Consider the following 26,466-nt stretch of genomic DNA (forward strand, 5'->3'; position numbering starts at 1 on the left):
AAATTATCGCCATAGAAATAGTATCCCCATATGGCAAATACGAATTTATTAAGATTGAACAAGAGACATTTGAAGCATTGCTAGACGAGTGGTATGAAGATAACAAAATATTTGATTTGCTATTACATAATCCAAAGTTTAACGGAAGGTCAAACGCTTTTTACATAAAATTTAGCCGCACATTTCCTGATAGTGAGTTACTGAAGTATTTGATTCAATGCTTAATCTTATGTCATGACTTAGATTTTATCATTTATGACTGCCTGGACAGTCTGTATACTCCTTCAGAATTCCACAAACTGTTAAATCCATAGTAAATTAGCAGGTAATTATTATGATAGTTTCTTCTGATATCTATTTTTCACAGCTTATTCAGGATTACCCTGCCCTGCTTGAACCGTGCGGAAGGCAAGAATTATTGTCATCTTATTCATTTCTATAGGAGAATCGATGAGAGACCTGTCTTGATACTTCAGCTAAATACTTTAGGAAGGGCTGAGAGTACTTCAATAAATGATGAACCGCAGCAAGATTAGTGACACCTATAATAGCTCTAACATGTCCCAACTGTAAGGAAAAAACTATGTCCTGTGCTGGGACTGATCGATTTGATCGAGCTTGATTAGGCCGTATCGCTAAGTGATTTACCACAGCCGATGAGTTCCCTCATAAATGTCTGGCTTTAAAGTTAGATCTGAATATTCGTAGCGAGCATGTGATTGATATTTTTATCGAACTGTTTTCTTCCCATCGAGTACTGCAATGCATCCGGGGTGATAACGGTCCGGAAATTATCTCCCTAGTAGCTGGAAGCTGCCTGTGTCAACTGCAAATTAATTCTTTGAATATTGAACAGGGCGTTCCCTGGTTAAATGGTTTTACGGAATCTTTCCACCGTAGATTCTGTATTGTGTTTATGTCTGTCGAAATGTTTGTGAATCTGTTACGACACACAAGCTCATTGGCGCCAAGAAGGGAAAATGTCAACGGGCAACGCCTTGGCAGCTTTCAGGGATCTGTTGTCCCGTTAATAGTTACGAAACCGCCTAAACTGACACTCATAAGTCCTAGTTCAAGTTATTGAGGCAGGCCAATCCACCACTCATGCAAGCAAGTAGATTTACTGATCCCCATGGTTTGTTGCATAGAAGTGATATTGATATTCACTCTCGCATCCGTATCACTTAGACAATATGCTCGAGTGTGGAAATGTGAGAGTCAATTAATTCAAGTAGAAGATAGGAAAACGGCTATATCGAATTACTCAAATGGAAAACTGATAGAAGTATTTCTCGATCGCGTAAACTCCGAGATGTAATTGGAAACAAAGTTCTAATTGAGCGTCGGGAGAAAAGATTACGATTCCGTCAGACCCAAGAATCTATTGAGATACATATTCTAGGTGCTGAGTGTGAGGCCGTCTTATTTATCTGAAAGTGCACTACTCCAAGGAGACATAATCGTCAATAGACGATGTCCTATACGCAACAAAACCTTGGGGTTTAGATCCCACTAAATGGGGTACAGAATAGCTTCATTTCCGTTCATAGACAATTAAATTAGCATGAGAATGGCGTCTCCAGTATCTGCGATACTAAACCAAAACACAAGGGTAGACATAACCATTAACGACTCCGGTCAAACCATATACTAACAGTACGATTTTAGTCGATGACTACGAAAATCATATGATATCGGAGAAAGTAGAAGTGTGTCTCAAGGAAGTTCGATTATGAATGAGCCAGAAGTAACCACCAGGCCATCGATCAACAGTGCTTTTGAGTTCCTTTCCGAATTGATGCCAGCAAAGAATATCACAACACGAATTCAGCAAGCTGGCATTGAGAAATCCTATTTTGTTTCAAGAGAACGCCAAGATAAATTTCTAAACGAAACACTATTTCAAAGAGTAGCCAGGGTCCTGCACCGTAAGCTGGATCGACATTTGATTATTACAGGGCAGACAGGAATTGGTAAGACGGCAACCGTACATGAGTTAGCATGGCTAGCCTCGCATAACGAATTCCCGTTTCTCTCACAGAGAACATTCTTGTGGTTTGACTGTTCCGCTGTCGGTCCAGAGGATAGTCGAGGATGTCTTGAGTCTTTGATGGCAGTAGCTCAAGAACAATCAGATACTGTTCTCTGCATTCAAGGTTTTAGCACCCTGTTTCACAGGCCTAATGGAGGCAGCAACAAGCCATTGATCAAAGCCGCTGCACGGCGTCCTGAAATTCAATTCATCGGCTTGATGCAGCCTTGGGAATACAACGATTTGATTGGTGGCGATTCTCACATTAGAGAGTTTTTTAACCAGATCGAACTGTCAGAACCAGATGAGTCAACGACTCTGGAAATCACAGAGCAAGAAGCAACGCGTCTATCTCAGTTCTATGGTTTAAAAATCGCTCCGTCCGCGATTCAGCGTGCCGTCAACTTGAGTAGTAGTTATCTCTTTCAGGAATCGCAGCCGGGAAAATCGATTAAAATACTCAAAAGAGCTTGTGAAGACGCTCAGTTTGAACACTCACAACTTGGAAAATGCGTAGATGAGATCACACCCTCACGGATCGATTCAGCACTTTCGGAATATACAGGCATCCCACAAGAAACCATCTCGGGGACATCCGAAGATGTTGATTATTTAACTGCATTATCCTCGTTGGTCGTAGGGCAGAATGGTCCTGTAACTGATATTGCCAGTGAATTACAAATGGTCAAAGCTGGGCTTACCGATCCCGGTAAACCGGCGGGCGTTTATTTATTTGCTGGTATGACAGGGGTTGGCAAAACTGAATTAGCCAGACGTGTCGCAGAGTTTTATTCCGGAACCCGTCGGCTGAATACCTATACGATGGGAAATTTTAGTGAGTCTCACAGTGTATCTGGCATCATCGGAGTACCCCCAGGATATGTTGGCCATGAGTCTGGCGGACGGTTAATCAATGAGCTTAACTCCGATCCCTATGCTGTCTTTTTACTGGATGAAGCAGAAAAGGCACATCCTAATGTCTGGAAACCTTTCCTGAATCTATTTGACGAAGGTTGGATTGTCGACCAAAGAGGAGTAAAAGCCTATGCTGATCGAGCAATATTTATCCTGACAACTAATGCTGGCAGTGATGCCATCTCGCAAATGGTCCGTTCCAATAAATCGATGGATGAGATTGAAGAAAGAGTGAAGCAAACACTTTCACGTGTGCGGCAGGAACGATCAAGTCAACCAGTCTTTACTCCTCAATTCCTGGCGCGAATTCAAAGAACAGTGGTATTTGCCCCTCTCGATGAAGAGGCAATGTTGAGAATAACTCGTCTCATTTTAAAGCGAGTCGCTACAACCTGGTTGGATCGCAGAGATAAAAATATTACTGTTTCTGAAAGTCTGATTTCTGCAATTGCGCAAGAAGCATATCGTAGAAATGATAAATCCGGCGGAAAAGAAGGAGGTCGTATCATCCGTAAATTGATCTCCGAGCTCATTGAACGCCGAATTCAGGAAGAAACATTGAAAGACAAACAAAGATATCATTCTACAAGTTCGATTAATTTGGGATTGTCACAATCATTCCATTCAGGAAACGAAAGCGACTTGGATCGAGATCCCGTATCAATTTCGCGTGACATGGTAACCATTACTTGGAGCTAAAGAAAAGTCCTCAGTTGATAGTGATTGAATTCCTGAATTCTGATAAATACCTTTGAGAAACAATAACCCCCGCACTCTGATAACATGAATGATGGCGACTAAACAACTGCATTGCTCCGTAGGCTAAATTACTTGTGAGATTAGTGCTCACTGGATGATTGACTGTGTTTTAATTGGATGGGTTTATAACCAAACTATATCGTGTTCGTCGAACACCTGCTGTCAGCGCAGATCTCTACGACTAGTAACACAGATTTCAAATTGTTTCTAATCAGATTTTTTTTGTCATAGTTGCCTATATCTTGAGCTCAGACAGGCGCTGAGGCCTTAGATCATCCGTCATATCCTCACAGGCCGTCGATCATTTGAAACCCAGCACATCGATCGAAACGGATAGTGTTTAAAGTTTCGATGAATCAATGCTTTTTTATCGAGCAATTCTCGTCTGGATTAGAAACTGACGCGAGCCAGTTTGTGGGGTTTGATAATGGCGAAAATATTTCAATCTGGGTTTTCCTGGAACTGTGGCTTGCCAGAGAAGGATAACGGATGCGATGTTCCGGGCGAAGTCATGATTGATACGCGTCTCGGTAATCGTTGTGGCAATAAGAATTCCCTTTGTCACCTGCCAGTGGAAGCCCAATCGTCGGTACCATGTCGAGGATATTTAAGCAAGTTTATGGTATGGAATCAGAAGCTAGTCCATCGCTTCTTTTGTGAAGAAGAACTGCAGCTCCGGATCAAACTATGAGCAGGTTTCTCTTTTTCGTTAACACAAGATTCTCAAGAAAAGTCTGGATTCACTTGTTCCATGGTGAAGCTGTTAATAATAGTTTGCCACGAAATCCGGGACGGGGGGGATTATTAACTCCTTTTCTGAAACCTATCGGAATCTGTAGGAACCTTCGACCTTTATTGTCAGCTTGTGTCAGGTCTCCCATCCGATTGGCTTTTCCAACTCCTGCTTGGCTTGAAAGACCATAACGCACCGTCGTTTTATCCATGGTTGTGCGAACCTCAAAAGTAATCGTTTCAGAAAATAACCGCTCTCCTTCATAATAGTCATCGAACCAAAACCGGTTATCTACTTGATAAGCGGGAACCTCAATGCTGATGTGAATAATGAATCCGAGAGCGGTGTCCTGCGAATCTTGTGATTTACCAGCTTTGTGCAGGTAACCGCTGAATAGGTAAGTTGATTCATCCTGATGTGCCATCTCCTCCAATGGTTTGCGTATTGCCGATTCTTGAATGACTCGCCTCTCATTGAGGAAATATCCAGCTCCGCGAACCTTAGCAGTCACATCAATATTGTAATTTGCCTCGACGTCTTTACCTGCGTCTCTTTGCTCTTGTACATTGGGCGGAAGCATTATTTCGTCGACAGACAACCGAAGATCCACTCGTACCTGCCCAAATAAAAATCGGCGCAGATTTTGGTATCCTTCCTCGGAATTGACGATCCCATAGGGGCCACTATGACTTCGGTGAGCGAATGCGCGCGGTGCCCTTGAGACTACCGCATTTTTCATCATGACTAAACCATCACTCATTGGGCCAGTCCCCTTCTTAGAAAGCTTGTAAAACGCGTCATAATCACGGTAATTTGTGCCAACAAAACAAAAGAAGCGTTCTTCTGGAAAAGCACCATCTAGTGAGGAAACAGGAGTCCTCTCGTCGTTAATTCTTAAATAATCCCGCATATAATCACGATTAAAATTCTTGACATGAAACGGGTCTAATGGCCCCATGTCGAGAGCATTGAACCCAAAAATGTCGATCCCATTATGCGGAGTTGCGTAAGTAAAGACCTTATCCACAAGGCTTGGTCCTGGAAGTTCCAACTGTTCATTTTGGTAATGCCGGCAAATGTTTTGTAAGTAACAGCGCGTCAAAAGCCCGCCCATGGAATGGGCAACTAAGTAAACTTTAAAGTTCTTTCTTTCCTCTTTGTCGTTGCCACAAATATGATCTCGAATCTGCAAGATGAATTTTCGTAACTCTACAGCAAACTCTAATATTGTCTTTCGATTTCCGGTTCCCAGATCCTTTGAAACCTCCTCGTAGTACCGAAAGACCCATATTGATTTCGCATCTACTGTTTGACCAATTTCAACCAAATCACCATTCTGATAGGTATCCCGGTAACCTTCATCCTTCATCAGTCTAAGAAGAGGTGATTCAAAGATGAATCGTACTATTTCATTTTCAGAATTCTGACGTATCTTGGTTGAGCCCAGATTAAATCCCATATACGGAGTTGCAACTGTCTCTTCAATTTCAGCCATAGTCGCCGCAAAGCCTCGTACATAAACGATGGGATAATAAGGGGCTTTTATTGCCATTCTACATCTCCTATTTTTGATTGACATTGTATAGATATGTGACGTTGGCATTGGAACGCGGCTGAAGCTTCAAAGAAATCTTCGCTCGTTTTGTTTAACAATTGATATAGAAAATGGACCTTGAACAATCCCGATAATCTCTAATCAGAAAGTCGTGCTATCCGCCCCATTAAATATCAAATGTAATAAAACACTTAAGGCGAAACTGCGTTGAAAAGAGATCACATTTGATAGTGAGTTTGTTTGGCTGAGTTCTCTGTTTCAGGATATGGTTCTTTACCATCATTCACGTTCACCAGCTTTTCAGCACGATTTCCCCCAGCCCACTCTCCCCGATCACATCTCAAGCTTCACTATGGCCGCTTGAATACATATAATCAAACAAATACGTGATATTATGTATAAAATGGGGCAGATCTAAGAGAAGGTATTTGGAGGCGATCAAAGATCACGAATCAATTTTTAGAGGCGTTAATCGCATCGCTGACTAGTGGACAACACGCTAGAGAATTCTAGGTCGGATACCTTAGAGGCGACTTCGGAAGGAACGCCGATGCTAGGATGCATATGACGTTCAAGTTTCAAATAATCATTTTGTATTAGGATAGGGCAAACTTTTTTTCACCTGTCGTTTCAGCTTTTAAGCAGTCTGGTTCATCATTGTTTAATTGTTGCAGACAGTACGAGGCTTCTTTTTAGATCATATTAATTGTCATAATCACGTTCTTGGGAAATCGCGGGAACACGCTCTTCAATATGAATATCAAACTGAATTGGGGTTTCATATTTGTCTCTTTCCATTTAACCCACAAGGTAAGAGTGGGCAATGTGCAAAAACCTGGGGTTTTTGCTTGCGTTCAGTGTTTTATATGTACATTATAATTAACCAGTTGTGCACTTCGAACTCTTTAGGTATTCAGCAAAGTTGCACTTCACGTCCAAATCTAATTCTAGGTGGGTTCACTGAATATATTCTGGAGGTCCTCAATGCGGAATCGTTTATTTCTTATCATCTCATTTCTGGTCATTAACTTTTGTTTGACCAGAGGGCTGTCTGCATCAGAGATCAAAGCAGAAGATATCGTAACAGTCTCGCCATCATCTCCCGTGGTTGGTGAAAAAGTAACAGTCACCCCGAATGGATTTATTGAAGTTGATCCCAAAACATGGAAGGTCGAGCCACCGAATGGTGAATTTGATCCAACAATAACTTCCACAGGAATCACTTTTATTCCCGATAAAAAGGGATCATGGAATATCAGTTTCTCCTGGACGCTAGAAGGAACAAGTGGTCCAGAAGAAATGACAATCCCAGTTACAGTCTCAATAAAGCCTCCTGCAACTGAATCGGACAATCAACAACAGGTTGCCGAAACAACCGAATCTCAGTATCAGGCGCGAGTTAATAAAATGCTCAAGGAAAGCCTGGTCTATTACTTTGATGATAACTATTCAAAAAATGTCATAGCAGTGGCGAATGCGATTGAAGATAAGATTCCTGAGATAATGAAAGCGACTGAAAAGGAACAAGTTTCGGAATTACTGGACAGTATTGAAAAAGAGTACTTGGAAAATGATTTAAAAAATAAAAGTGACGATGTCAGAAATGCCTGGAAAAATTTTTTTAACGCTCTTCGCAGAAGATACGAAATCACATTCAATGTATTAAGAAAGAACAATCTGACGGTTAATGAACTCGCGCCGATTGTCCAAAATTTTGTAAATGCTTTACGAGCTTCTGCAGCGCAAGAGCTGACTAGAATTCAGAATTATGAAGTAAATCGCGCTACCTATTTAAATTATATGAATAAATATTCAAATGCTTCTTCCAAATTCAAAAAGAACCATAAATTCAGGAAGTACCAAAAGCACAAATTTTATTCTTATAAACATTGAGCGATGCCCCTGCGAGAAGGACTTAATGACAGCTGACGCGGTTGAATGAATTTATATTCTTTTTATGAATAGTGGGGATATCAAGATGGCCAAAATTACGACGAAACTGCTTTTGGATGTCAGCAAAGCATTACTTGCTCGCTGGAAAGATAATCGTCTTGAAAATGAAGGGTTATTGCCGGACGAAATTTCTCTGGCGAAAAGTCTGTTGACTTTACTATCACTCGATACAGATGCAGATGAAGACGATTCTTTAACGAAGCTCTTTGAGAACGCAAAAGATGATCTGGACTCTCTACTCGAAAAAATTGAGGATTCGGTAGGTGATTTTCAGAAGAAGATTAGTGAGTTGAAAGTGGATAAAATTCTGGGGACTAAAACAATCAGCGAGTTGCTTTCCTGGATCGGATGCGCTGGAAGACAACCCAAAAATAAAAATCCCTTAGACCCCGGATTCAAGATGACTGACGATAGTGGGAATCCGACAAATGAAATATGGTTCCATTATTTCATTGAAGACGCACCACCGATTTCAAATGCCCATGAACTGATTGAACTCGCATGGGGGGGGTGGAAAAAAGTGGCCTTGATTCGAAGTCGACGAGTCTTAAAAAAAGAACAGGCTAATGTTGTCTTTAAAACCAGAAATTTAACCGGTCCTGTGCTCGGACAGGCGGACCTAGGCCCCGTGGGAACTAGTACAACGGACTACTTGGAAGTGGAAATGGATTCCACCAGAAACTGGACTACAGATTTATTTCTTGGGGCAGTTGCTCATGAAATTGGTCATATTCTGGGGTTGGAACACTCGCCTTCCAAAGGGAACTTGATGAGCGAACGGATAAATCCTGGAATCAAAGGCCCCCTTCCGGATGATGCACTGCGAGCTAGAAATCTCCCCTATTCCGGTCCCCCACCTCAAGATGCCGTAGATACTGTAACTGATGATGAGATCAGAGATTTTATCGAAGATGAACTAAGACGGCTCGGGTTGATTGAATGATTAGATTTCATCAAACGAACCGATTTTCTCAGTTATTGCAGGAGCAGGGGGGACAAGATTCGCTGCGGCATTTTTCATTGCTTTAAAACCACAAGATGTGCACGAATCTGTGCATCCTTGTGTTCCGCATTGAGGACAACACGATTCCTTAGCTGCTTTGGCTGGAATAAACTTTCGATTGATTTTGGCTTGCTCAAAGGTAGGCGCTTCGGCATTGAGCTTAACGTTCATTCTCACCGTTATGGGGATTTCATCGATACCGACGCTCCTGCGCTTGGGAGGCTCGGACTTAACATACTCTTTTAGAGGTGGGATGCAGCAGTTTGAAATTACTTTGTTAGTGCATCCATCTTGAGTATTTTCAGCTGCATTCGCCTGGAGTTTGGCGTGCTCCCTTTTTAATTTTAAGTATCTTCTCTCTCTTTCGTCTTCATATTCGACCCAGGCTTTCTTAGCCTCATCATATTCTTGATCGTACTTGGCCTGCTGTTTTTCAAGTTTCTTAATTTCATCGAAATCAAGAGCGAAATCCACAAACTCAATGCCATTTTGCAGTTTGAAATTGACGTCGGTTTCAGTAGCTTCTTCCAGTCTACCTTGTTCCATCACATAATCTTCGCAGTGCTTGGACTTATGTTTTTCTTCTTTTGCCGTCTTTCGCATTGCCTTAGCAAGTTGCTTAGCTTTTGCTTTTTCTTGCATCCGATCTGCGATTCTCTGGTAGAGATCGGCTGGTGTACCAACAGTTGCACAACCACCAGAAATCGTAAGTAAAATCATCGGTAAGGAGAATAACCTAAGGAATCGAGTCATAGTCCGGAACATCCTTGTGTACAAAACTTGATAACCAATTATTTGGCCTACTTTATAACTTTGTTTATCGAACTATTTGTTGGTCTTGTACAGATAAGTGTACGAATAATTTTTATTCCTTATTGATGAGATCGAAAAAGTATTATTGTATAGGATTTAGGGATTTTGCCATTAAAAACTAAAGCAGGGATTATGCTCAGTAAAAGCTAGTTGATTCCAAAATGGAATTGTGAGTGACTAATACTGGATGGATCAGAAACAGTAGGTAAATTCAACTCTAGAGTAGTGCCCCCTCTGTAACAATGCATTATTACCTTTCGAGGGCTCCGGGGGTTATTACCCAAACTCAATAAGAGGAACTCTCAATCCTCAGTCTCTATTCGAAAGACAATGCTGTAGAGAATACTACTGATCTAGATACTGAATCAGGTAACGTTTCTCTGAAATCAGCATGTGGGAGCTACTTGAATTGAAAACACTTAGGTTCAACTCGAAAGCGAGGATTGTTCATCTTTCAATACACTTAGAGATCGAGCTCTAAGAGATCGTTTTCATCGACAATGAGGAATACCCAGATGGTTTTGGTATAGGGAATTACGAAATAATGTTCTAAAGTGTCCAGCCGTTTCTGACTGTAGTCAAGCCAGTTCAACCCAACTCCGGATCCACTCCCATCCCGATACTTTGAGAAGGAAGGATCTTGCCCTGAGAATCTCCGAAATGCACGCCCCTCTACACTCTCGCCCCTAAGCACCCGATATGCTCCAATGCGTCGAAATGCTTCGCTGACCCAACCAAATTGAATCACGCCATTCCTGACAGCAATAGTTGCGCAGGGAAAATCAGAAAGTTGAGTCCAGCGTACAAGGGTCCCTATTAATGAGACCTGAAAACTCTGTCGAACTTTTTTGATCTCATCAATTGAAGGAAAATTCTTCTTGTTGATGAGGGGGCGGAAGAGGCTTGAAGGCATCAAAAGCCCACTCGCAAAACAGTCCGCCTGTTGTTCTATTAGGGAATCCGAGACAAACTCTGTCCGGGAGCCATGGGCAGTATGTGTTGAAACCAGAATTTTGCGATGTTCGTCGAGGAAGTAATGCCCCAGCTCATGCCCAATGGTAAACTGAACTTTTGAATGATGAGAGCCAGTATGAGGCCAAGTATCATAGCGAGTATTATAGCAAATCAGGAAGCGTGGACCAATATACTTGATCCGGCCATCGAAAGCGTCCCCAAAATCATCTCCGACAGCATGAATCAATCGACGTTCTTCGTGAATGATCTTCAGTGGATCGACAGGAGGCGTAGAAAAATTATAGGCCTGAGCAATCCGCTCACCTGCTTCTGTTGCAAGCTGGCGTTCATAGTAGATATGTTTCCAATCCACAATTTTAGCCATCAAGTTCCTCTTTCTCCTCGTCATATTCCTCCGCGGCCTGTTTTTCTAGTTCACGTAACTTTTCCTCCAAATTTGGCGGAATATCCGAGCCTTTACTTCGGAACATTTCGACCAATTCGTTTACCTCAGCGGTCGATCCCTTGTGTAGGATTGGAGACGCATTTTCAATAATTTCTATTTCCCAAACCATAGGCTCTTGACCACAGATCTTCCGAAGCATTTGCTGGCATTTTTCGATAGGGAGTTCGCAGGGACCTAATGCATCCAGCATCATTTCGATTTCTTGATCAGATTCGGGGCGAAATCCCCTGGGAACTTGTGACCTACGTATAAATTGATCAAACTTGCTTTTTCTACCCTTGATAGTCATTCCCCGACTCCTAACTTTTCGAGATCGTAACCCCGTTTATTCATCTCACTAAAAATCTTATCTTTCGCCCGCTTTTTATACTGGCGAATGGTACCGGCGGGTATAGGTATGCCATCTTTGTATTTATTTCCTAATTCACGCCCCAGGTGCGCGGCGTCGAGTTCAAAATCGCCGGCAAAAGCATATGCCCAGATTACATCTTGCTGTATTTCAGAAAGCTGTCGTACGACCTCGTTCAAGTCGTCACAGATTTTGGGATTCTGACTTTCAAGCTCCTCCAGATCTGAGACAGGCACTCCACCATCAGATTCAACCAGAAACAGATCGATTGAGCGTTCCAAATTTCGAGACTTTTGCCAGTTCAGTCTTCCTGAGACCAGTTCACATGCGACATGCTGCGCAATTCGATACAAATATGCCCCAATATTTTTCTGACCGTCGAAATCATGACGACCTTCCCAAAATCGCTTTATTGCTTCAGCAACCACATCTTCTACTTCTGCCGGTGAAAAGCGTCGAAATTCATTGGCGATGGCGCGTTCCAGCTTTCCAGCATAGGACAGAACCAGTTCACCGAGGACCGATTCGTCATTCTCCCAGGCTCGAAGGGTTAAATCCTCAGTCAAATTTGCTGATTGAGATGATTCATTCATTAATCTGCAAAATCCCCTTGTCTAACGATCATTGGAATCAATCTTATATATAAGCGAATTTGCGTTACAGCAAGAAAAATCAGTAAATTTCAAATTTCCTGTAACGCTGATTCGCATTGAACGATAGGGAGAGATTTCTGTTCCGGTGAGGATGGTCCTCAACTACATTCCTCTCAAAAAGTATCATTTATGGAGAGTATTCATGAATCATGATGAACACGGAAAGCCGGATAATACCCCCGGCCATGGGCCCCCCGATCAACCAGGTAAACCTGATGGTCCTCCTGGACCACCAGACCATGTGCCAGGTCCCCCTGATCCCCCGCGCCCTCCAGATCGACGAGAAGTAGGATGAACTTAGCACCATGGTGGGAGCAAATTCCCGATCGCCTGGATCATGAGTATGATGCTCTGGACCAAGCAGGCTTCGGTTATGAGCGGGACGAGAAAGCGTTTGCCTGCGGTATCTTAAGACTGACAATTGAGATGCCTTACGCAGGCGAACGAATTCCGTTAATAGTCACCTTTCCGGACCTTTATCCATATTTCCGGTTTCAAGTGGATGCACCTGACCTGGATCTTGCACACCACCAGAACCCTTTTGGGAAAAACCTTTGTCTCATCGGACGGGGTACGAACGAATGGCACACCACTGATACTGTTGCTGGTTTGCTTCAGCAGCAGCTTCCCCGTGTTATCGAAGCTGGTTCTTCTAATGATAAGACATTCGTTGCTGGAAAAGAGCAACAGCAGGCTGAACCTCTCAGTGAATATTATGGCTACTCCGAAAGCATGATCGTTCTGCCTGGTGAATGGCAGGTCCCTGGTCAGTATGATGAAGGTACATTTACGGTCTCACCCTTCGGCCCTCAAGGCCCGTTTCCGGAACGTTTCATACGAGGTTTGATGTCCGAACTACGGTCCAGAGACGGAAAGACTCTGTTAAATTCAGACGTCACGGTTCTTAATTCATCTAAACAGCAACCTTTAGATGGTTGCTGGCTCAGAGTCCAGGAGCCAATTAAACACTCTCATCAAAAGCTCTTTCTTGAAGAGATGATATCACGCAATGATTTTGCGCGTACGGCTCCCCCGAATCGTATTGAAGGTGGCTATGTGAAATTGTGGGGAGTTCTGTTTCCGGAGGAAGTTGGCTGGCGAACTGAGGGGGAAGGCTGGATTTTCCTGTGCGTGTTCAATGTAAATCAAACGAAATTGATCCGATTTGATCAACCCATGAAGTCCCCAAAAGGACCGAAAAATAAACGAAATAGTAAACGGAAGAAACGAAATTGATAGATTCAAATCAAGCTTATTTTTCTCGGCAGGGGCGTGTCGGCAATATGGATGTCATGGTAAGGACACCGGAGTTGCAGACAATGAGAGAAAAATCGATTGCCGTTTTTGGCGTAGGGTGCCTGGGATCCATTAGTGTGCTTGAATTTGCTCGCGCTGGCGTTGGCAACTTGAGATTGATGGATCATGACTTCGTAGATCCGGCTACTATGGGGCGTTGGCCCCTTGGGTTGATCGAAGCTGGGCGATATAAAGTGCACGCAATTTCCGAGTTTCTTAATAGCAATTACCCATCGACACTGGTGACCCCAGTTCTCCATCGCATTGGGGGTGTTCGGGATTGTTCTAACTCAGACTCCGATAATTCGGTCATTCTGAATTTTGTATCTGATGTCTCCTTAATTTTTGATGCGACTGCGGAAATAGGTGTGCAGCATTATTTATCAACACTGGCACGAGACTTGGAGATTCCCTATATAGCCGTATCAGGAACATATGGTGCGTGGGGAGGGAAGGTCCTGTCAATCATACCAGACAAAACCGTAGGTTGCTGGATGTGCTATCGATATGCCTGCAATGACGGTACCATCCAAGAACCGCCGTCTGATCCTCAAGGAAATGTACAACCTCAAGGCTGTGGTGAAGTCACATTCACGGGGGCGGGGTTTGATATGGCAGAAATTTCGCTTTCTGGTGTTCGTACTGCAATTTCCACACTTTGCAATCAGCATCGGGATGGTTACCCCTCTACTCCTTGGGATGTCTTAACAATGGCATTCAGGGACGATTCAGGGCAGCTTATTGTCCCAAAGTTCACAGGTTACCGACTGGAACGCCATCCAGAGTGCTCCCTATGTCACAATTAATAGATAAGCCGGATATAATTTGGATCGGAACGTCAACCGTAACTGAGTTAATCTCTGAATGCGAAAAAACGACACCGAATGAAACTGGGGGCGTGTTGATGGGTTATTGGGGAAGCCCAAAAGCTGAGCCAGTCATTACCCATGTCATTGGACCCGGGCCTGCTGCAATTCATGAACCCTGCCGTTTTGTGCCTGACCACGATTATCAGCTAAATGAAATTGCCAGAGTTTACGAATTAAGTCAAAGAACTCTCTGCTATTTAGGCGACTGGCATTCCCATCCTGGCGGCACAGGGAACCTTAGCTACCGTGACCTTTTGACTTTACGTCGGATCGCAAACAGTCACACTGCGCGTGTTGATTACCCTTTAATGCTGATCGTGTCTGGAGGATCAAAATGGGAATTAAATGGGTGGCAGTATGAAATTCATAGGAAATGGTTCTGGAGCTTCTCTGGGATACGATCAATGCAGATTACTACTTATGAATAATCTGGAATGATGATTGTGATCACTTGCATGAAGGTGTGGGGGATTGTGCTCAAGTTCAATGAAGGTTTAGTAACCATTCTCTGAAGAGAACCAGCCATATACCTTCATTGAATAATAACACAGCAAGTCTATACGCTTCATCCACTTAGGGAATTCCTGCTCAAGGGTAATAAGTATTAAAAACTCTATATTCTAACGATTCGAGCCCCATAATTACACATTCAGGCTTAATTCAAAGGCCATACTTGTGGTGACTCAACGACGATGATTTCTCCCCCAGACGTTCATCGAGTACCGATCGTCAGTCTCATTCTTTTGTTTTCAACCCTTCGTTCCCGGGGCCGACTGTCATCCCCTGTTTGCGAAGTACCTGTCTGCTTATAACATTGACTGTCAACGGGAAGTCTTTCATCAGAACTGCAGAGTGCAATAATAGCGGAGCCGCCTCTTTTCCCAGTCGGTTTGTCGTCAGGAAATAAGCAGAAACCAGTTCCAGGTTCTGACGGAAATCGCTGTTGGATTTTTCTGTGAGGTCTGTAACCAGTTCCTTATTGAGTTTGCGTTTGTCAGGGCGCTTAAGAAAAAGCTGTAATTTTTTAGCATACTCGATCCAGACTGCGTAATCTTTGGCCATTACAGGGTTCTTTTCCAAATCAACGGTCGCCTGTACCAGACGGTCCCGTTCGGCTTTATTTCCCGTCTGGTCGGCCACACAGCTTCCCAGCAGTAAAGTTGCCGGAGAGACCCGTGATAAATTCCGCGTGGTCATCAGCGCAAGAGATGCTTTCTGTGGTTCATTGATGATTGTATAAAAATGGAACATCATCGACTGATATCCAGGAGTCGACCGGGCATTCACTTTCTGGAAATAAGCCTCCACTTTACTCTGAGCTGCTTTGGCATCACCTTTATTGTGACACAGGCACCAGCGCAACCAGTCAGGTGACCGAGCACTGTAGCGGTCTGTCATGTCGGAAAACAGCTTGTTGGCTTTATCAAAATCACCATATTTAGAATGCAGGGCAATCAGGCATTGAAACGATTCAGTAGAGCCGGACTGAAATGCGTGTTCGGCGTGTTCGAATGCTTTGTCCTTCTCGTCTTTCCTCGCATGCCAGTAAGCCAGTTGCACTTCCCAGTGCACCGTTTTCAAAGTTGGGCTCGGGAGCTCCAGCATTTTGCGGGTCAGCTTGACCCACTCGTCCTCTTTGTTCTGTTTCTGGTAAAGATCGGCCAGTTGAGAATAATAAGTGTCATCCTGGGAAATCGTGGTGAGATGAGCCAGAACCCGTTGCAGATCCTCCTCCCGCTTTTTGTTTTCCTTTGCTTCTTTCTCATAGCGAGCAGCGAGCGCAGAATAAATCAGGACCGATTCGGGGTGTTTCTTCTCAAGTTCCAGTAAAACTTCCAGAGTTGTTTTCTTATTTTCAATCGGAACCAGTTGTGCTGCTTCCGATTTCGGACTGATGGTGGGGAGATCCTCAAGATCCATGGGGATATAAAACTGACCAGCAACCTGGCGGAGCGGAAGCAGACAAGTATAAGTATAATCAATTTGCCTGAACCTGGAGTTAGTCGCCATCATGGGGAGTTGGGCCATTCCCATTCCGACATTAGTCATGGGGACCATGAGCTGCATGTGTCGAAATGCAGGAGCCGGGTTACTGGGAAGGGATTGATCGACCTGTCTCAGCAATGCCATGGCCTGGTTCGAATTCGTCTGTTGTAGTTGAATCAGATGTTTAAACTGATGCGAACTGCAAATCGACTTATAAAATTCAATAGTTGGGGTCGGATCAAGGCCGAGATAGTTCCGCGCCATATCCACAGTGACTTCGGCGTTCGTGAAGCTTCGTTCCAACAGCATATGGGCCAGTACTTCACTGGTAAATTCCTGTTGGGCTTCCTTTTCAGCTGCCAGCCGGCTCAACCCGTTGGTCAGGTCTTCCCGGGCTGCGATCTCTTTGTTCGTCGACGATTTCTGTTTGTATGTGGCTAACACTGATTTCACATCAGGAGAAAGCGTACTCAATTCGGATACTTTTTTATTGAGCAGAATGACTGTGTTCTGCCGCAGGGTATCCGATGAAATTCGCATGTGACCTACAGTACGGCCCAGGGACAGGCCGTCGCTGAGTCGCAGGGAGTCCGGATTCTGTTCCAGCGCCGCGAAATAGTTCTCCATGGTCTGGTTGGCCAGGCCGGATGCCTCAAACAAAGCAGCCAGATAGAAAGGCCCCAGTTGAGGAGCGGTTTTCTCCTGGGGATTTCTCAATGCCTCCAGGTCGTAGTTGGCAATCGCTTTCGCATAATACAGGGGAGCCTGCATGGTGCTGGCAGGCTTCCAGCGTCTCTCTTTGACTGCTTTTTCATACTCGGCCAGAGTCTGAGCTGCGTCAGCATGGCGACCATAAATCGCCTGCAGGTATGCCAGCAGAGCGGTGGCCTGGGGAATGGCCTCGCCGGCTGTCCGGGTTCCCAGATGGGTTTTAGCAAAGGCCTCATATTCGGTTGCTGGTGTGGAAGCGGTACCTTTTGCACGCAACGCATAGAGTAAGCCCCGTGCCTTGCAGACGGAACTGAAATCGCTCCAGTAAAATTCCGTCAGAACTCCCAGGTGACCGTATGCTTGTGCCAGTTGCAGATAGGCTTTCCAGTTAGGACCATTTTCATCAAGAAACTGATGCAGTCCTCTGACGATCTGATATTGTGTCAAAGAGTCTAACTTGTGCTGATCTTTTAGTAACGATTCAGGAAGGGCAGCGTATTTTGATTTCACCAGGGGACGTTCCGGGACTCCCAGTTTTTTCAGCAGAGCTGGAAATTCATTTTGAGAAGCCAAAGCCATGGCTTCTGCCATTTGAGGCAGGATATCCGTTTCCTTCCCATCGATCTTGAAATTCTTCTCCAGCAGAAACTGGCGTTCGGCCCCTTTTTCCTGATAAACAGCCAGTCCGAAGACGAGATATCCTTTCGAGCCGAGTGGCCAGTATGTGGATGAGACAACCCCTACGCGACCAAGTTGCGGTAATGTCTTTTGGGGCAATGATTCCCCCAGCAGCGCATCGCGTGTGCGACACCCCAGATGCTCACGTGCTGCGATCAGGAACGCCTGGCGGACCAGCTCACGCGATAAGGGGCCGGGTTCCTTCTGCGCGCCACCGGCCAGATAATGGCTGCTGATATATTCCAATCCAAACACGGGAGTGCCATCAATTAAACCGATGGTTCCCTTAGGGCCGGGAGGCAGTCGACTGCTGGTCTCTGTGCTGCCCCGTTTTTTGCGTTCCAGATTGAACTTAATGGGCTTGATGTCAGAATCCGCAGCCCTGGTCAGCTGGGGGGCGAGAGAAGTCGTGCAAAGAAAGAGAATCAGACAGGTAATTAGTGTCTGTGCTGGTTTCATAGTCGCAACCTGTGATGTAGTAAGAGAGCATGTCTCCCCCAGGACTACACGTGCGTGATCCTGAGGGCTATTTTGAGCTTATGGGCACCACCGAGGTCTAGTCAATAGTACAGTTTGGTGGCTCGGGGTAATTCCGTAAGTCGACTGGTTTCATACTGGATTCTGAGCTGAAATCTCATATGGTTGGGTTCAGCCAGACTCTCATGAGACGATCGGGAAGCTGGATGCTAACTGTCCATTTATCTAGATAGAGACTTTCATCCAGAGATTTACCAACGTCGCATTGCTGTCAATTCAGGAAGACCATTGATCTGGCCCAAATCCACTCATAGCACAGAACGTGTCGTCAGTGTTTCCTTTAAATCCAGGTCGATCAGTCCCCGCACTCGCCGACTGGCACATTCATGCTTCTGTGCGATCAGTTGACTGGCGTGCTGATGCCAGTCTTCGTCCCGGTGGGGGCAGGTAAAGCAGTCGTGCAGATGCCCTAGACCACCAACCGCCTCGGCAAAGCAGGTCGGTCCATAACAGTTGCGTTTAACTTCGCATTTCGTGCCACAGATGGGACAGTGCAGTTCTGCTTTTTCGCCCGGTTTTGTGTACAGATATTGTTTTCCGCTGAATAACATTGCCCGTTTCTCCTCGATTTATCCTGAATTAGAATAGAATTATCACGGGCAAAACTGGCAAGCAGTCGTAAGCAGAGAGAGGCCTCACTGGGGTCTCAGAGCCATTCTTTGCTTTTTCAGGCCGCATCGTTTTCCTCTCGGAAAGGCTGTGGCACCTTGGTGGCTGAACCAGGTTGCCGGGCGTTTCAAAGGGCCATATCCCTCAACGCCACTCGTGATGCAATCAGGTGGGAATTCCCACCGACAGGGAAATCATATATGTAATGTTTCAACGGTCAAGATCTAATTGTACAAAGAATCTGGATAAGATTAGGTTCACACTGAGTGAGATGTTTGAGTACGTGGGGTACGATCTTTGGAGGGCACTTCATACGCTGGCTGTTTCAATCCACACTTCTAGCCGAGCTGCCGTGATAGATGCCTCACTCAAGAGTGTAAAAGTCTGCAAGTCCGTGTTCGCGCCATAGTCAAATTGACTAGTTAGACGCCTAGTGAATTCTTCTTTATATTGCGCAACTCCTCAAACTCGGCCCAACTCATCGTTGCGTTTGCCAGCATATCGCCCAAGACGCTTGAGGCATATATTTGGAGTTCTCGGAATAGTGATCGCCGATCATCTGAGTCTGGGACGATGTCATCAAGAAATCTACCATGATGGACGACCAGCGTGCGTATCCCGATCTGATTATCATTAGCGTCTTTCAAAGATGTCAACTCTTTGAATCGATGTGCCAGTTTGAGGTAATGAGTTTTGCTGGACGCACAGTGGCAGATTATATTGCCCTTGAGTGACTTCCAGTTCTTAAACTCATCAGGATTTGCGAGGAACTCAAGCAAAATCATTGCACGAATGAATTTAATTGTATCATTATTTGCAGTCATGACATCTGAGAGAAGTGACAGGCCATGGATTGCAACACTGGCAACCTCTCCATCGGCTGATTCTGGGAGTTTGTCGGTAATGTCAACGTCGAGATCAAGCCCTAAGCCTTTTGTTACGATGGAACACTCTATCGCCTCGCCAGCAATCAAATAGCTTTCATGATCTGGTCGTGTGTAGATCATTGCGCCAAGGAATGCCCCAGATCCATGCCAGGAACCAACATTACCCGGTAATGTGCCTGGGAAATCAAAGTGACAGCAGTGAAGCCTAATAAGGTCAAAAGTGCGTTCTGCAGTAGCTCTTAATCGCCTTAAGAGTCGAATATCGGATTCATGATCCTGGTCAAGAAATAATTCCCAATCTAGTTGGGTAGTAAAGACGACGAGTGGTGTGTCGGCGAGTAATTCATGATTGAATCCGGTTAGTGAGGTCATTATTTCTCGCAGGTCCTGGCCGGCATAGTGTGTTATGTTCTGATTTGAAGTTGACAATTCCTTGTTGCGTATAGGTCGAAACTTGCCAAGGTCAACCTCTCCTGGAGGAATAATACAGACGTCTCCAATTGAGCGTACAGATTCAACCAGCAGGCGAGAGACAGGCATAAATACCAGTTTTGTGTTTTCAGGATCACAAGCTACTTGATTTAGAAGGTGGTTCAACATTTGGGAGTCTAACTTGTAATTGAGATTTATATCGAGGTTGGCTTCTTTTGTTGTGGTAGAACATCCTGAAGTTGGTATGACTTATTGAAACTGAACTCCTTGCATACCTACTTACTCAAATTATACCTTTTCAACCAGCTTGACTTTCAATTCACATCTCGACAGCATGAAGTGTACACGCGCAACGTGCGACACGATCTGACCAGGCCCTGCAGTACACTACTATCTAAAAGGTGACTGGTCTTCTTTTCTTGCAAGGTCTCATGATGGCTGAATCTGCTCAATTGATGCGTCAATGGCGAATATTACAGATCCTTTCTCATCGTAAGCAGGGTGTCACACTTCAGGAGTTATCACAAGAAACAGAAGTATCGAGTCGGACGATTTCACGGGACCTGACTTTATTGAAAACTGTTGGATTTCCAATATCGGAAGTGACCAGCAACCACGGTAAAAAAATGTGGAAAATCGCTGGTAATGTGGGCATCGCTCAGTTGCAGTTTACCTTAGAAGAAACAGCAGCCCTCTATCTGGGGAGACAATTTCTGGAATTGATGGCGGGTACTCTTTTCTGGCAGGGCTCGCATAGTGCTTATCAGAAAATCAAGTCGGCCCTCAGCAATCCCGCTGTTCTTTTTCTCGAAAAACTGGCATCAGCAGTCCATCTGACAAATCACCACATTGTGAACTATGCAGAGCGTGCTGAACTCATCGATCAGTTGATGCTGGCGATAGAAGATCATCGCTTGACCGTTATTACTTACCAATCACTCAGGTCAACTGAACCAGTTACTTTATACGACATCCATCCCTATGCACTGATTTTTCATAAAGGAGCCCTGTATCTGATTGCCTGGTCCCTGGATCACGGGGCAATCCGGACTTTTAAAGTCGATCGAATTTCAGAAGTGGATGTACAACCCAAATTGATGAGTTTTCAACGACCTAAAGATTTTCATCCTGCGAAGTACCTGGAACATTCTTTTGGTATTTTTACCGAAGAGCGAGCCCCTCAATCAATCAGAATCCGCTTTGCTCCCAAAGTTGTCCGCATCTTACAGGAGAAAAAATTCCATTCGAGCCAAAGACTCATTCAAAAAAGAGATGGTTCTGTGATTGCCGAGTACCAGTTGACTGGATTTAAAGAAATTCGCCCCTGGATACTCAGCTTCGGAAGACATGCCCGGGTATTAGAACCGGTCGAACTCATAGAGATGATCCGGGACGAACTGGACCTGATGATCAATGTCTATACGTTGGGGGACAGGACCTATGACTGAGTTCTACGGCCATTCACTGAAAGAGCGTCCTGTTGAAGAATGGGAACTGTTAGAAGACCATCTGGCGCTCGTTACCCAATATGCACAAGTTTTTTTGAATAAAATGAATGCTGACGACTGGGCTCCACTTCTCGGCTACTGGCATGACCTGGGTAAGTATGATCCACGGTTTCAGTCATACCTCATGCAGGCAAATGGTTATCTGTCCCACCTGGAAGAATCCAGTCGTGTCAATCATTCCAGTTTCGGCGCTCAATACGCCATAGAGAAATACAAAGTAACGGATAAAAAACCACTGGCTTTCTTACTCGCATATTGCATTATGGGACATCATGCAGGTTTACCAGATTATGCAGACGACAATGCCGAACCGGGTAAAGCTTCTTCTCTCTCAGCACGCTTGAAAGATGAGTCTACGCAGATCTCGACAGGGCAGATTCCCACACAGATTCTGGAACTGTCTCTTCCGGCCATACCAGGAGAGATCTTAAAAAAACACAATGGCATCGGGTTTTCGCTGGCATTCTGGAATCGGATGCTGTTTTCCTGCCTGGTTGACAGTGATTATCTGGCGACGGAAGAATTCATGTCTCCCGATCGTGCCTGTGAGCGACCTGTCCCTGTCGAGGAATCAATTTGGACCGCTATGGAAGAGGCACTAAATACGGTGCTGGAAAACAAAAGCAGTCTATCACAGTCAGCAGTTTCGCAGATTCGTCAGAACATTCTGAAGTCTTGTATGAACAAGGCCCATACCACTCCCGGTCTGTTTTCACTGACCGTTCCTACGGGAGGAGGAAAAACTCTTTCCAGTCTGGCCTTTGCGCTTGCACATCGAAGATGTCATCAGAAAGAGCGAATCATCTATGCCATTCCTTTTACCAGTATTGTGGAACAGACCGCTTCTGTCTTTCGCAATCTATTTGACGCACTGGAGACGGACGTCGTACTGGAGCATCACTGCAATATAGATCTCGCGCAGGAAACATACGCTTCTCGGCTGGCAACCGAAAACTGGGATGCTCCTCTGGTCGTGACAACGAACGTGCAGTTGCTGGAGTCCTTATTTGCAGCGAAGCCTTCCCGTTGCCGTAAACTGCATCGACTGGTCAATTCCATCATCATCCTGGATGAAGCACAGACTCTGCCCGTCGAATTTCTGAAGCCTTGTCTGAAAGTATTACAGGAACTGGTCAATAATTACGGCTGCACCATCGTGTTATGTACTGCCACTCAGCCGGCGATCCTGTATCGCGACGAATTTCAAATTGGGCTGAAAGGTGTCAGGGAAATCATTCCAGATCCGGTTACCCTTTCCAGGCAGATGAAACGCGTTGATGTCCGTTTTCTGGGACCTGTAACACAGGACTCTCTGGTAGAAAGACTCAATGAACATGATAGCTTTCTCGGCATCGTTAATACCAAACCGGACGCGTCAAACCTGTTTGAAGCTCTGAAACAGCAGGGAGGCACAACAGGGCTCTTTCATTTAAGCACCAATTTGTGTGCCGTACATCGGTTTCAAAAGCTGGGTGAAATCAGAGAACGACTCTCACAGGGCAAACCGTGCCGGGTCATCAGCACTCAACTGATCGAAGCTGGTGTGGACGTCGATTTCCCTGTGGTATTCAGGGCAGTGGCAGGCCTGGACAGTATTGCCCAGGCAGCGGGACGATGTAATCGTGAAGGGAAGCTCGAATCGGCTGATGTCTATGTCTTTCAACCTGATGGGGATAAGTGGTCGCAAGTACGAGGCTATCTGAAAAGGACTGCTGAGACGACTCTTAGAATGATCCGGGATGAATTTAGTCCATTGCATTCGCATGGCTGGTTGTCTCTGCCAGCGATTCAACAATACTTCTGTTCTAACTACTGGGAACATAAAAACGAGTGGGATGAGCATGGGATTATGCAGCTATTCTATTTATCAGCCCAAGGCATTCCTGAGTTTTTCTACCGGGAAGCAGCGAAAAGATTTCAATTAATCGACGATTATCAGATCAGCATTTTTATTCCCTTTGATGAAAAATCCCAATCGGCTCTCTCCCGATTTCGTGAATGTCTGAGATCTACAGATCAGGCGACTACTGCCCCTAAACGCCAACTGCTGCGGATTCTGCAGCGATATACCATCGGCATTAGTCAGCCTGCACTGAACACCATGCTGGGGAAAGATATTTCTGAACTCCCAGACGGAGAAGGACAACCGTCCGGATATTACGAGCTCATCAACTTAAGCTGTTATGACTTTAATCATCTGGGATTTATGCCAGAACAGGCTGGGATTCTCGATGTTTCACAATCTATTTTTTAAACGAAAGGATGACTGATGAAAAACACGTCCATCTTGCTTCGTCTTTGGGGGGACTACGCTTGTTTTACCCGTCCCGAGATGAAAGTAGAGCGGGTCTCTTACGATGTCATTACACCTTCCGCTGCACGTGGCGTTCTCGAAGCAATCTACTGGAAACCGCAAATCCGCTGGTGTATCGATCGGATTCATGTTTTGGCCCCGATTCGCTTCATGAATATCCGCCGTAATGAAGTCTCAAGCAAAATTGCAGTCAATGGTCCCAGAAAGTCAATGAAGGATGGAAAGGGGCGTTTGGGGATCTATGTTGACGAAGACCGTCAACAGCGTGCCGCTATCGTCCTGCGTAATGTTGAATACGCGGTCGAAGCTCATTTTGAACTTCTGGACAAGTCAGAACATCCCAAAAAACATTACGAAATGTTCAAACGACGGGTCGAAAAAGGGCAGCACTTTCAACAACCTTATTTCGGCTGCCGTGAATTTTCCTGCAACTATGAATGGCAGGATCCCGCTGAAATCTCCCATTGTCCCGAATCACTCCAGGGACAAAAAGATTTGGGATATATGTTGCATGACATCGATTTCGATGAGGAATGTACCCCCCGATTCTTCCGTGCGGTAATGACCGATGGTGTGATTGAAGTTCCCCCATTTCACGGAAATGAGGTGTTATCGTGATTCTGCAATCTCTCAATCAGTTCTATGAACGATTGGCCGCAGACCCGGAGATTGAGATTCCCTCATATGGGTACAGTTCTCAAAAAATCAGCTTTTGCATTGTGATCAACAAACAAGGAAAGCTCATTCAGTTTTCAGATATCCGTCGGGAATCAGGCAAGCGACTGATATCACAGGAAATCCAGGTCTGTGGCGGTGCCAAACCTTCCGGGTCAGGTCTGAATCCCTGTTTTCTCTGGGACAATTCGAGTTATCTATTGGGGTATAAGCCAGATGATCCCAAACTAGAACGCACGAGAGAAGCGTTTGAAACATCGCGCGATTACCACCTGAGTCTGGAAAAGGAAATTAATTATCCCGGTTATACGGCTGTCTGTCAGTTTCTCAGATCCTGGGATCCTGAGACTGCCGCCGAGTATCCTGAGTTGGCTGAAGCAGCTACAGGTTTCCTGGTCTTTCAAGTATCCGGTGAAGAACGCTATGTGCATGAAACTCCGGAAATCAAGTCCTGGTGGGATAGTCAGCTTGAATCTCAACAAGAAAGTCAAGCTGCCGTCAACGCATTTTGCCTGGTGACAGGCAAAAAACAAAGGTTAGCCCGGTTGCATGAACCAAAAATCAAAGGGGTGCGCGGTGCTCAGTCAGCTGGTGCATCAATTGTCTCATTTAATACGTCAGCTTATGAATCGTACCGTAAAGAGCAATCGTTCAATGCTCCTGTCAGCGAACAGGCTGCGTTTCAGTATTGTACTGCTTTGAACTATCTTTTATCCCGTGATAATAACCGAAGCTTTACCGTTGGAGACGCTACGGTCGTCTTCTGGACCGAGCGGGCCTCACCCATGGAGCATCTTTTCTCAGCATTCATGGATCCGGACATCAAGGCAGAGGATGAATCGTTACGAGAGAATCTGAATCGATTACTCAAGCAAATTGCGAAAGGCCAGTATCCTAATCAGGAACTGGGAGATCCGGAAACTGCATTCTATGTTTTAGGCCTTTCTCCTAACGCTGCCCGCATTGCTGTTCGCTTCTGGTATGTAAGCTCACTCGGTGAAATCTTCACACATCTGAGCCAGCATATGCAGGACCTGGAAATATGCGGCAAGCCTGAAAAAGCACTCGCCATGCCTGCGATCTGGCAGTTGCTGGCTGAGACCGTGAGAGATAATAAGGATCTTCCTCCTCTACTTGCCGGTTCTGTCATGAAAGCCATTCTCTCCGGACTGGCGTATCCAGAGATGCTCTACTCCAGCATATTGCGGAGAATCCGTATGGACCGACAGGTCAATTATCGACGTGCGTCACTACTTAAAGCGTGCTTAAATCGTAAAACCAGACTTCAAACACATTTTCAATTACTTAAGGAGATTTCCGTGTCCCTTGACCCAGATTACCCTGATCCCGCTTATCACATGGGGCGTCTATTTGCTGAGCTGGAGAAATCACAGGAAGATGCTCTACCTGGAATAAATGCAACTATTAAAGATCGTTTCTTTGGTGCTGCGTCGGCAACGCCGGGAAGTGTATTTCCTCGTCTGATTCGTATGAATCAGCATCATCTCGGGAAACTGGAACCTGCCGGTAAAACATATCATGAGAAACGCATTCAGGAGATCTGCCAGAAGTTGAATCTGTTTCCCAGCCATTTGGACCTGCAGCAACAGGGATTATTTGCGTTGGGCTATTACCACCAGCGCCAGGACATATTCACCAAAAAAACTTCCAGGAAGACGACCGAAAAGACAGTGTCAGAGATAGTCTGATGGCTTGAAATGAAGCGAGAACCTTTTTCACTTTGACTAAATCCGTATTTAACATCACTCAATACACAAA

19 protein-coding genes and 1 riboswitch are annotated in these 26,466 nt (G+C 45.0%); of the genes, 11 read left to right on the plus strand and 8 right to left on the minus strand.

Going from position 1 to position 26,466, the window contains the following annotated elements:
- The first annotated feature begins 1,732 nt into the window (after positions 1-1,732).
- Entirely contained in the window at positions 1,733-3,646 is a 1,914-nt protein-coding gene (locus tag HG66A1_RS26590) for an AAA family ATPase (RefSeq protein WP_145191412.1), read from the plus strand.
- Positions 3,647-4,446: 800 nt separating this feature from the next.
- On the opposite strand, the gene HG66A1_RS26595 is transcribed toward HG66A1_RS26590, so the two are convergent.
- A complete protein-coding gene (locus HG66A1_RS26595) occupies positions 4,447-5,991 on the minus strand; it encodes a lipase family alpha/beta hydrolase (RefSeq protein ID WP_145191415.1) in 1,545 nt (514 codons plus the stop codon).
- Between the two features lie 987 nt (positions 5,992-6,978).
- Between HG66A1_RS26595 and HG66A1_RS26600 the strand changes: the two genes are divergently transcribed.
- Both HG66A1_RS26600 and HG66A1_RS26605 read left to right on the plus strand, forming a co-directional pair.
- Entirely contained in the window at positions 6,979-7,887 is a 909-nt protein-coding gene (locus HG66A1_RS26600) for a hypothetical protein (protein WP_145191418.1), read from the plus strand.
- Between the two features lie 85 nt (positions 7,888-7,972).
- The gene (locus tag HG66A1_RS26605; RefSeq protein WP_197996827.1) at positions 7,973-8,890 is read left to right on the plus strand and encodes a matrixin family metalloprotease; all 918 of its coding nucleotides are present in this window, start codon (positions 7,973-7,975) and stop codon (positions 8,888-8,890) included.
- Here HG66A1_RS26605 and HG66A1_RS26610 read toward each other — a convergent pair whose 3' ends face one another.
- The 4 genes from HG66A1_RS26610 to HG66A1_RS26625 form a co-directional block, all read right to left on the minus strand.
- Positions 8,891-9,703, minus strand: coding sequence for a hypothetical protein (locus HG66A1_RS26610; protein ID WP_145191424.1), 813 nt, complete (start codon positions 9,701-9,703; stop codon positions 8,891-8,893).
- Positions 9,704-10,226: 523 nt separating this feature from the next.
- Positions 10,227-11,102 (minus strand): ImmA/IrrE family metallo-endopeptidase, encoded by an 876-nt coding sequence (locus HG66A1_RS26615; protein WP_197996828.1) that lies wholly within the window; start codon positions 11,100-11,102, stop codon positions 10,227-10,229.
- Entirely contained in the window at positions 11,095-11,472 is a 378-nt protein-coding gene (locus tag HG66A1_RS26620) for a hypothetical protein (protein ID WP_145191430.1), read from the minus strand. Before HG66A1_RS26620 ends, HG66A1_RS26615 begins: the two co-directional genes overlap by 8 nt.
- Positions 11,469-12,125, minus strand: coding sequence for an RNA polymerase sigma factor (locus tag HG66A1_RS26625; protein ID WP_145191433.1), 657 nt, complete (start codon positions 12,123-12,125; stop codon positions 11,469-11,471). The genes HG66A1_RS26620 and HG66A1_RS26625 overlap by 4 nt, the downstream gene beginning before the upstream one ends.
- A gap of 209 nt (positions 12,126-12,334) precedes the next feature.
- Between HG66A1_RS26625 and HG66A1_RS26630 the strand changes: the two genes are divergently transcribed.
- The 4 genes from HG66A1_RS26630 to HG66A1_RS26645 are packed head-to-tail and all read left to right on the plus strand — an operon-like array spanning position 12,335 to position 14,778.
- Positions 12,335-12,475 carry a hypothetical protein gene (locus HG66A1_RS26630; protein ID WP_197996829.1) on the plus strand — a complete coding sequence of 47 codons (141 nt, stop codon included), beginning with the start codon at positions 12,335-12,337 and terminating at the stop codon, positions 12,473-12,475.
- Between the two features lies 1 nt (position 12,476).
- Complete coding sequence (locus HG66A1_RS26635; protein WP_145191435.1) at positions 12,477-13,421, plus strand: E2/UBC family protein; 945 nt, start codon at positions 12,477-12,479, stop codon at positions 13,419-13,421.
- Positions 13,418-14,287, plus strand: a complete 870-nt coding sequence (locus HG66A1_RS26640) for a HesA/MoeB/ThiF family protein (protein ID WP_145191438.1) — start codon at positions 13,418-13,420, stop codon at positions 14,285-14,287. The genes HG66A1_RS26635 and HG66A1_RS26640 overlap by 4 nt, the downstream gene beginning before the upstream one ends.
- On the plus strand, positions 14,275-14,778 hold the full coding sequence (locus HG66A1_RS26645) for a Mov34/MPN/PAD-1 family protein (RefSeq protein WP_145191441.1): 504 nt from the start codon (positions 14,275-14,277) through the stop codon (positions 14,776-14,778). Before HG66A1_RS26640 ends, HG66A1_RS26645 begins: the two co-directional genes overlap by 13 nt.
- Before the next feature lie 307 nt (positions 14,779-15,085).
- Here the strand turns inward: HG66A1_RS26645 and HG66A1_RS26650 are convergent, their stop codons facing one another.
- The 3 genes from HG66A1_RS26650 to HG66A1_RS26660 all read right to left on the minus strand — a co-directional run bounded on the left by HG66A1_RS26650 (position 15,086) and on the right by HG66A1_RS26660 (position 20,358).
- Positions 15,086-18,184, minus strand: a complete 3,099-nt coding sequence (locus tag HG66A1_RS26650) for a tetratricopeptide repeat protein (RefSeq protein WP_145191444.1) — start codon at positions 18,182-18,184, stop codon at positions 15,086-15,088.
- A 326-nt stretch (positions 18,185-18,510) separates the two neighbouring features.
- Positions 18,511-18,813 carry a hypothetical protein gene (locus HG66A1_RS26655; protein WP_145191447.1) on the minus strand — a complete coding sequence of 101 codons (303 nt, stop codon included), beginning with the start codon at positions 18,811-18,813 and terminating at the stop codon, positions 18,511-18,513.
- Between the two features lie 120 nt (positions 18,814-18,933).
- A riboswitch (SAM riboswitch) is annotated at positions 18,934-19,037 on the minus strand.
- 256 nt (positions 19,038-19,293) lie between these two features.
- A complete protein-coding gene (locus HG66A1_RS26660; protein ID WP_145191450.1) occupies positions 19,294-20,358 on the minus strand; it encodes a hypothetical protein in 1,065 nt (354 codons plus the stop codon).
- A 263-nt stretch (positions 20,359-20,621) separates the two neighbouring features.
- Between HG66A1_RS26660 and HG66A1_RS26665 the strand changes: the two genes are divergently transcribed.
- The 4 genes from HG66A1_RS26665 to cas8c are packed head-to-tail and all read left to right on the plus strand — an operon-like array spanning position 20,622 to position 26,396.
- The gene (locus tag HG66A1_RS26665; protein ID WP_145191453.1) at positions 20,622-21,638 is read left to right on the plus strand and encodes a helix-turn-helix transcriptional regulator; all 1,017 of its coding nucleotides are present in this window, start codon (positions 20,622-20,624) and stop codon (positions 21,636-21,638) included.
- Positions 21,631-23,952, plus strand: a complete 2,322-nt coding sequence (gene cas3 / locus HG66A1_RS26670) for a CRISPR-associated helicase Cas3' (protein ID WP_145191456.1) — start codon at positions 21,631-21,633, stop codon at positions 23,950-23,952. The genes HG66A1_RS26665 and cas3 overlap by 8 nt, the downstream gene beginning before the upstream one ends.
- 15 nt (positions 23,953-23,967) lie before the next feature.
- A complete protein-coding gene (gene cas5c, locus HG66A1_RS26675) occupies positions 23,968-24,630 on the plus strand; it encodes a type I-C CRISPR-associated protein Cas5c (protein ID WP_145191459.1) in 663 nt (220 codons plus the stop codon).
- On the plus strand, positions 24,627-26,396 hold the full coding sequence (gene cas8c / locus HG66A1_RS26680; RefSeq protein WP_145191462.1) for a type I-C CRISPR-associated protein Cas8c/Csd1: 1,770 nt from the start codon (positions 24,627-24,629) through the stop codon (positions 26,394-26,396). The genes cas5c and cas8c overlap by 4 nt, the downstream gene beginning before the upstream one ends.
- Positions 26,397-26,466 lie beyond the last annotated feature (70 nt).

The organism is Gimesia chilikensis, assembly GCF_007744075.1.
Lineage (GTDB): Bacteria > Planctomycetota > Planctomycetia > Planctomycetales > Planctomycetaceae > Gimesia > Gimesia chilikensis_A.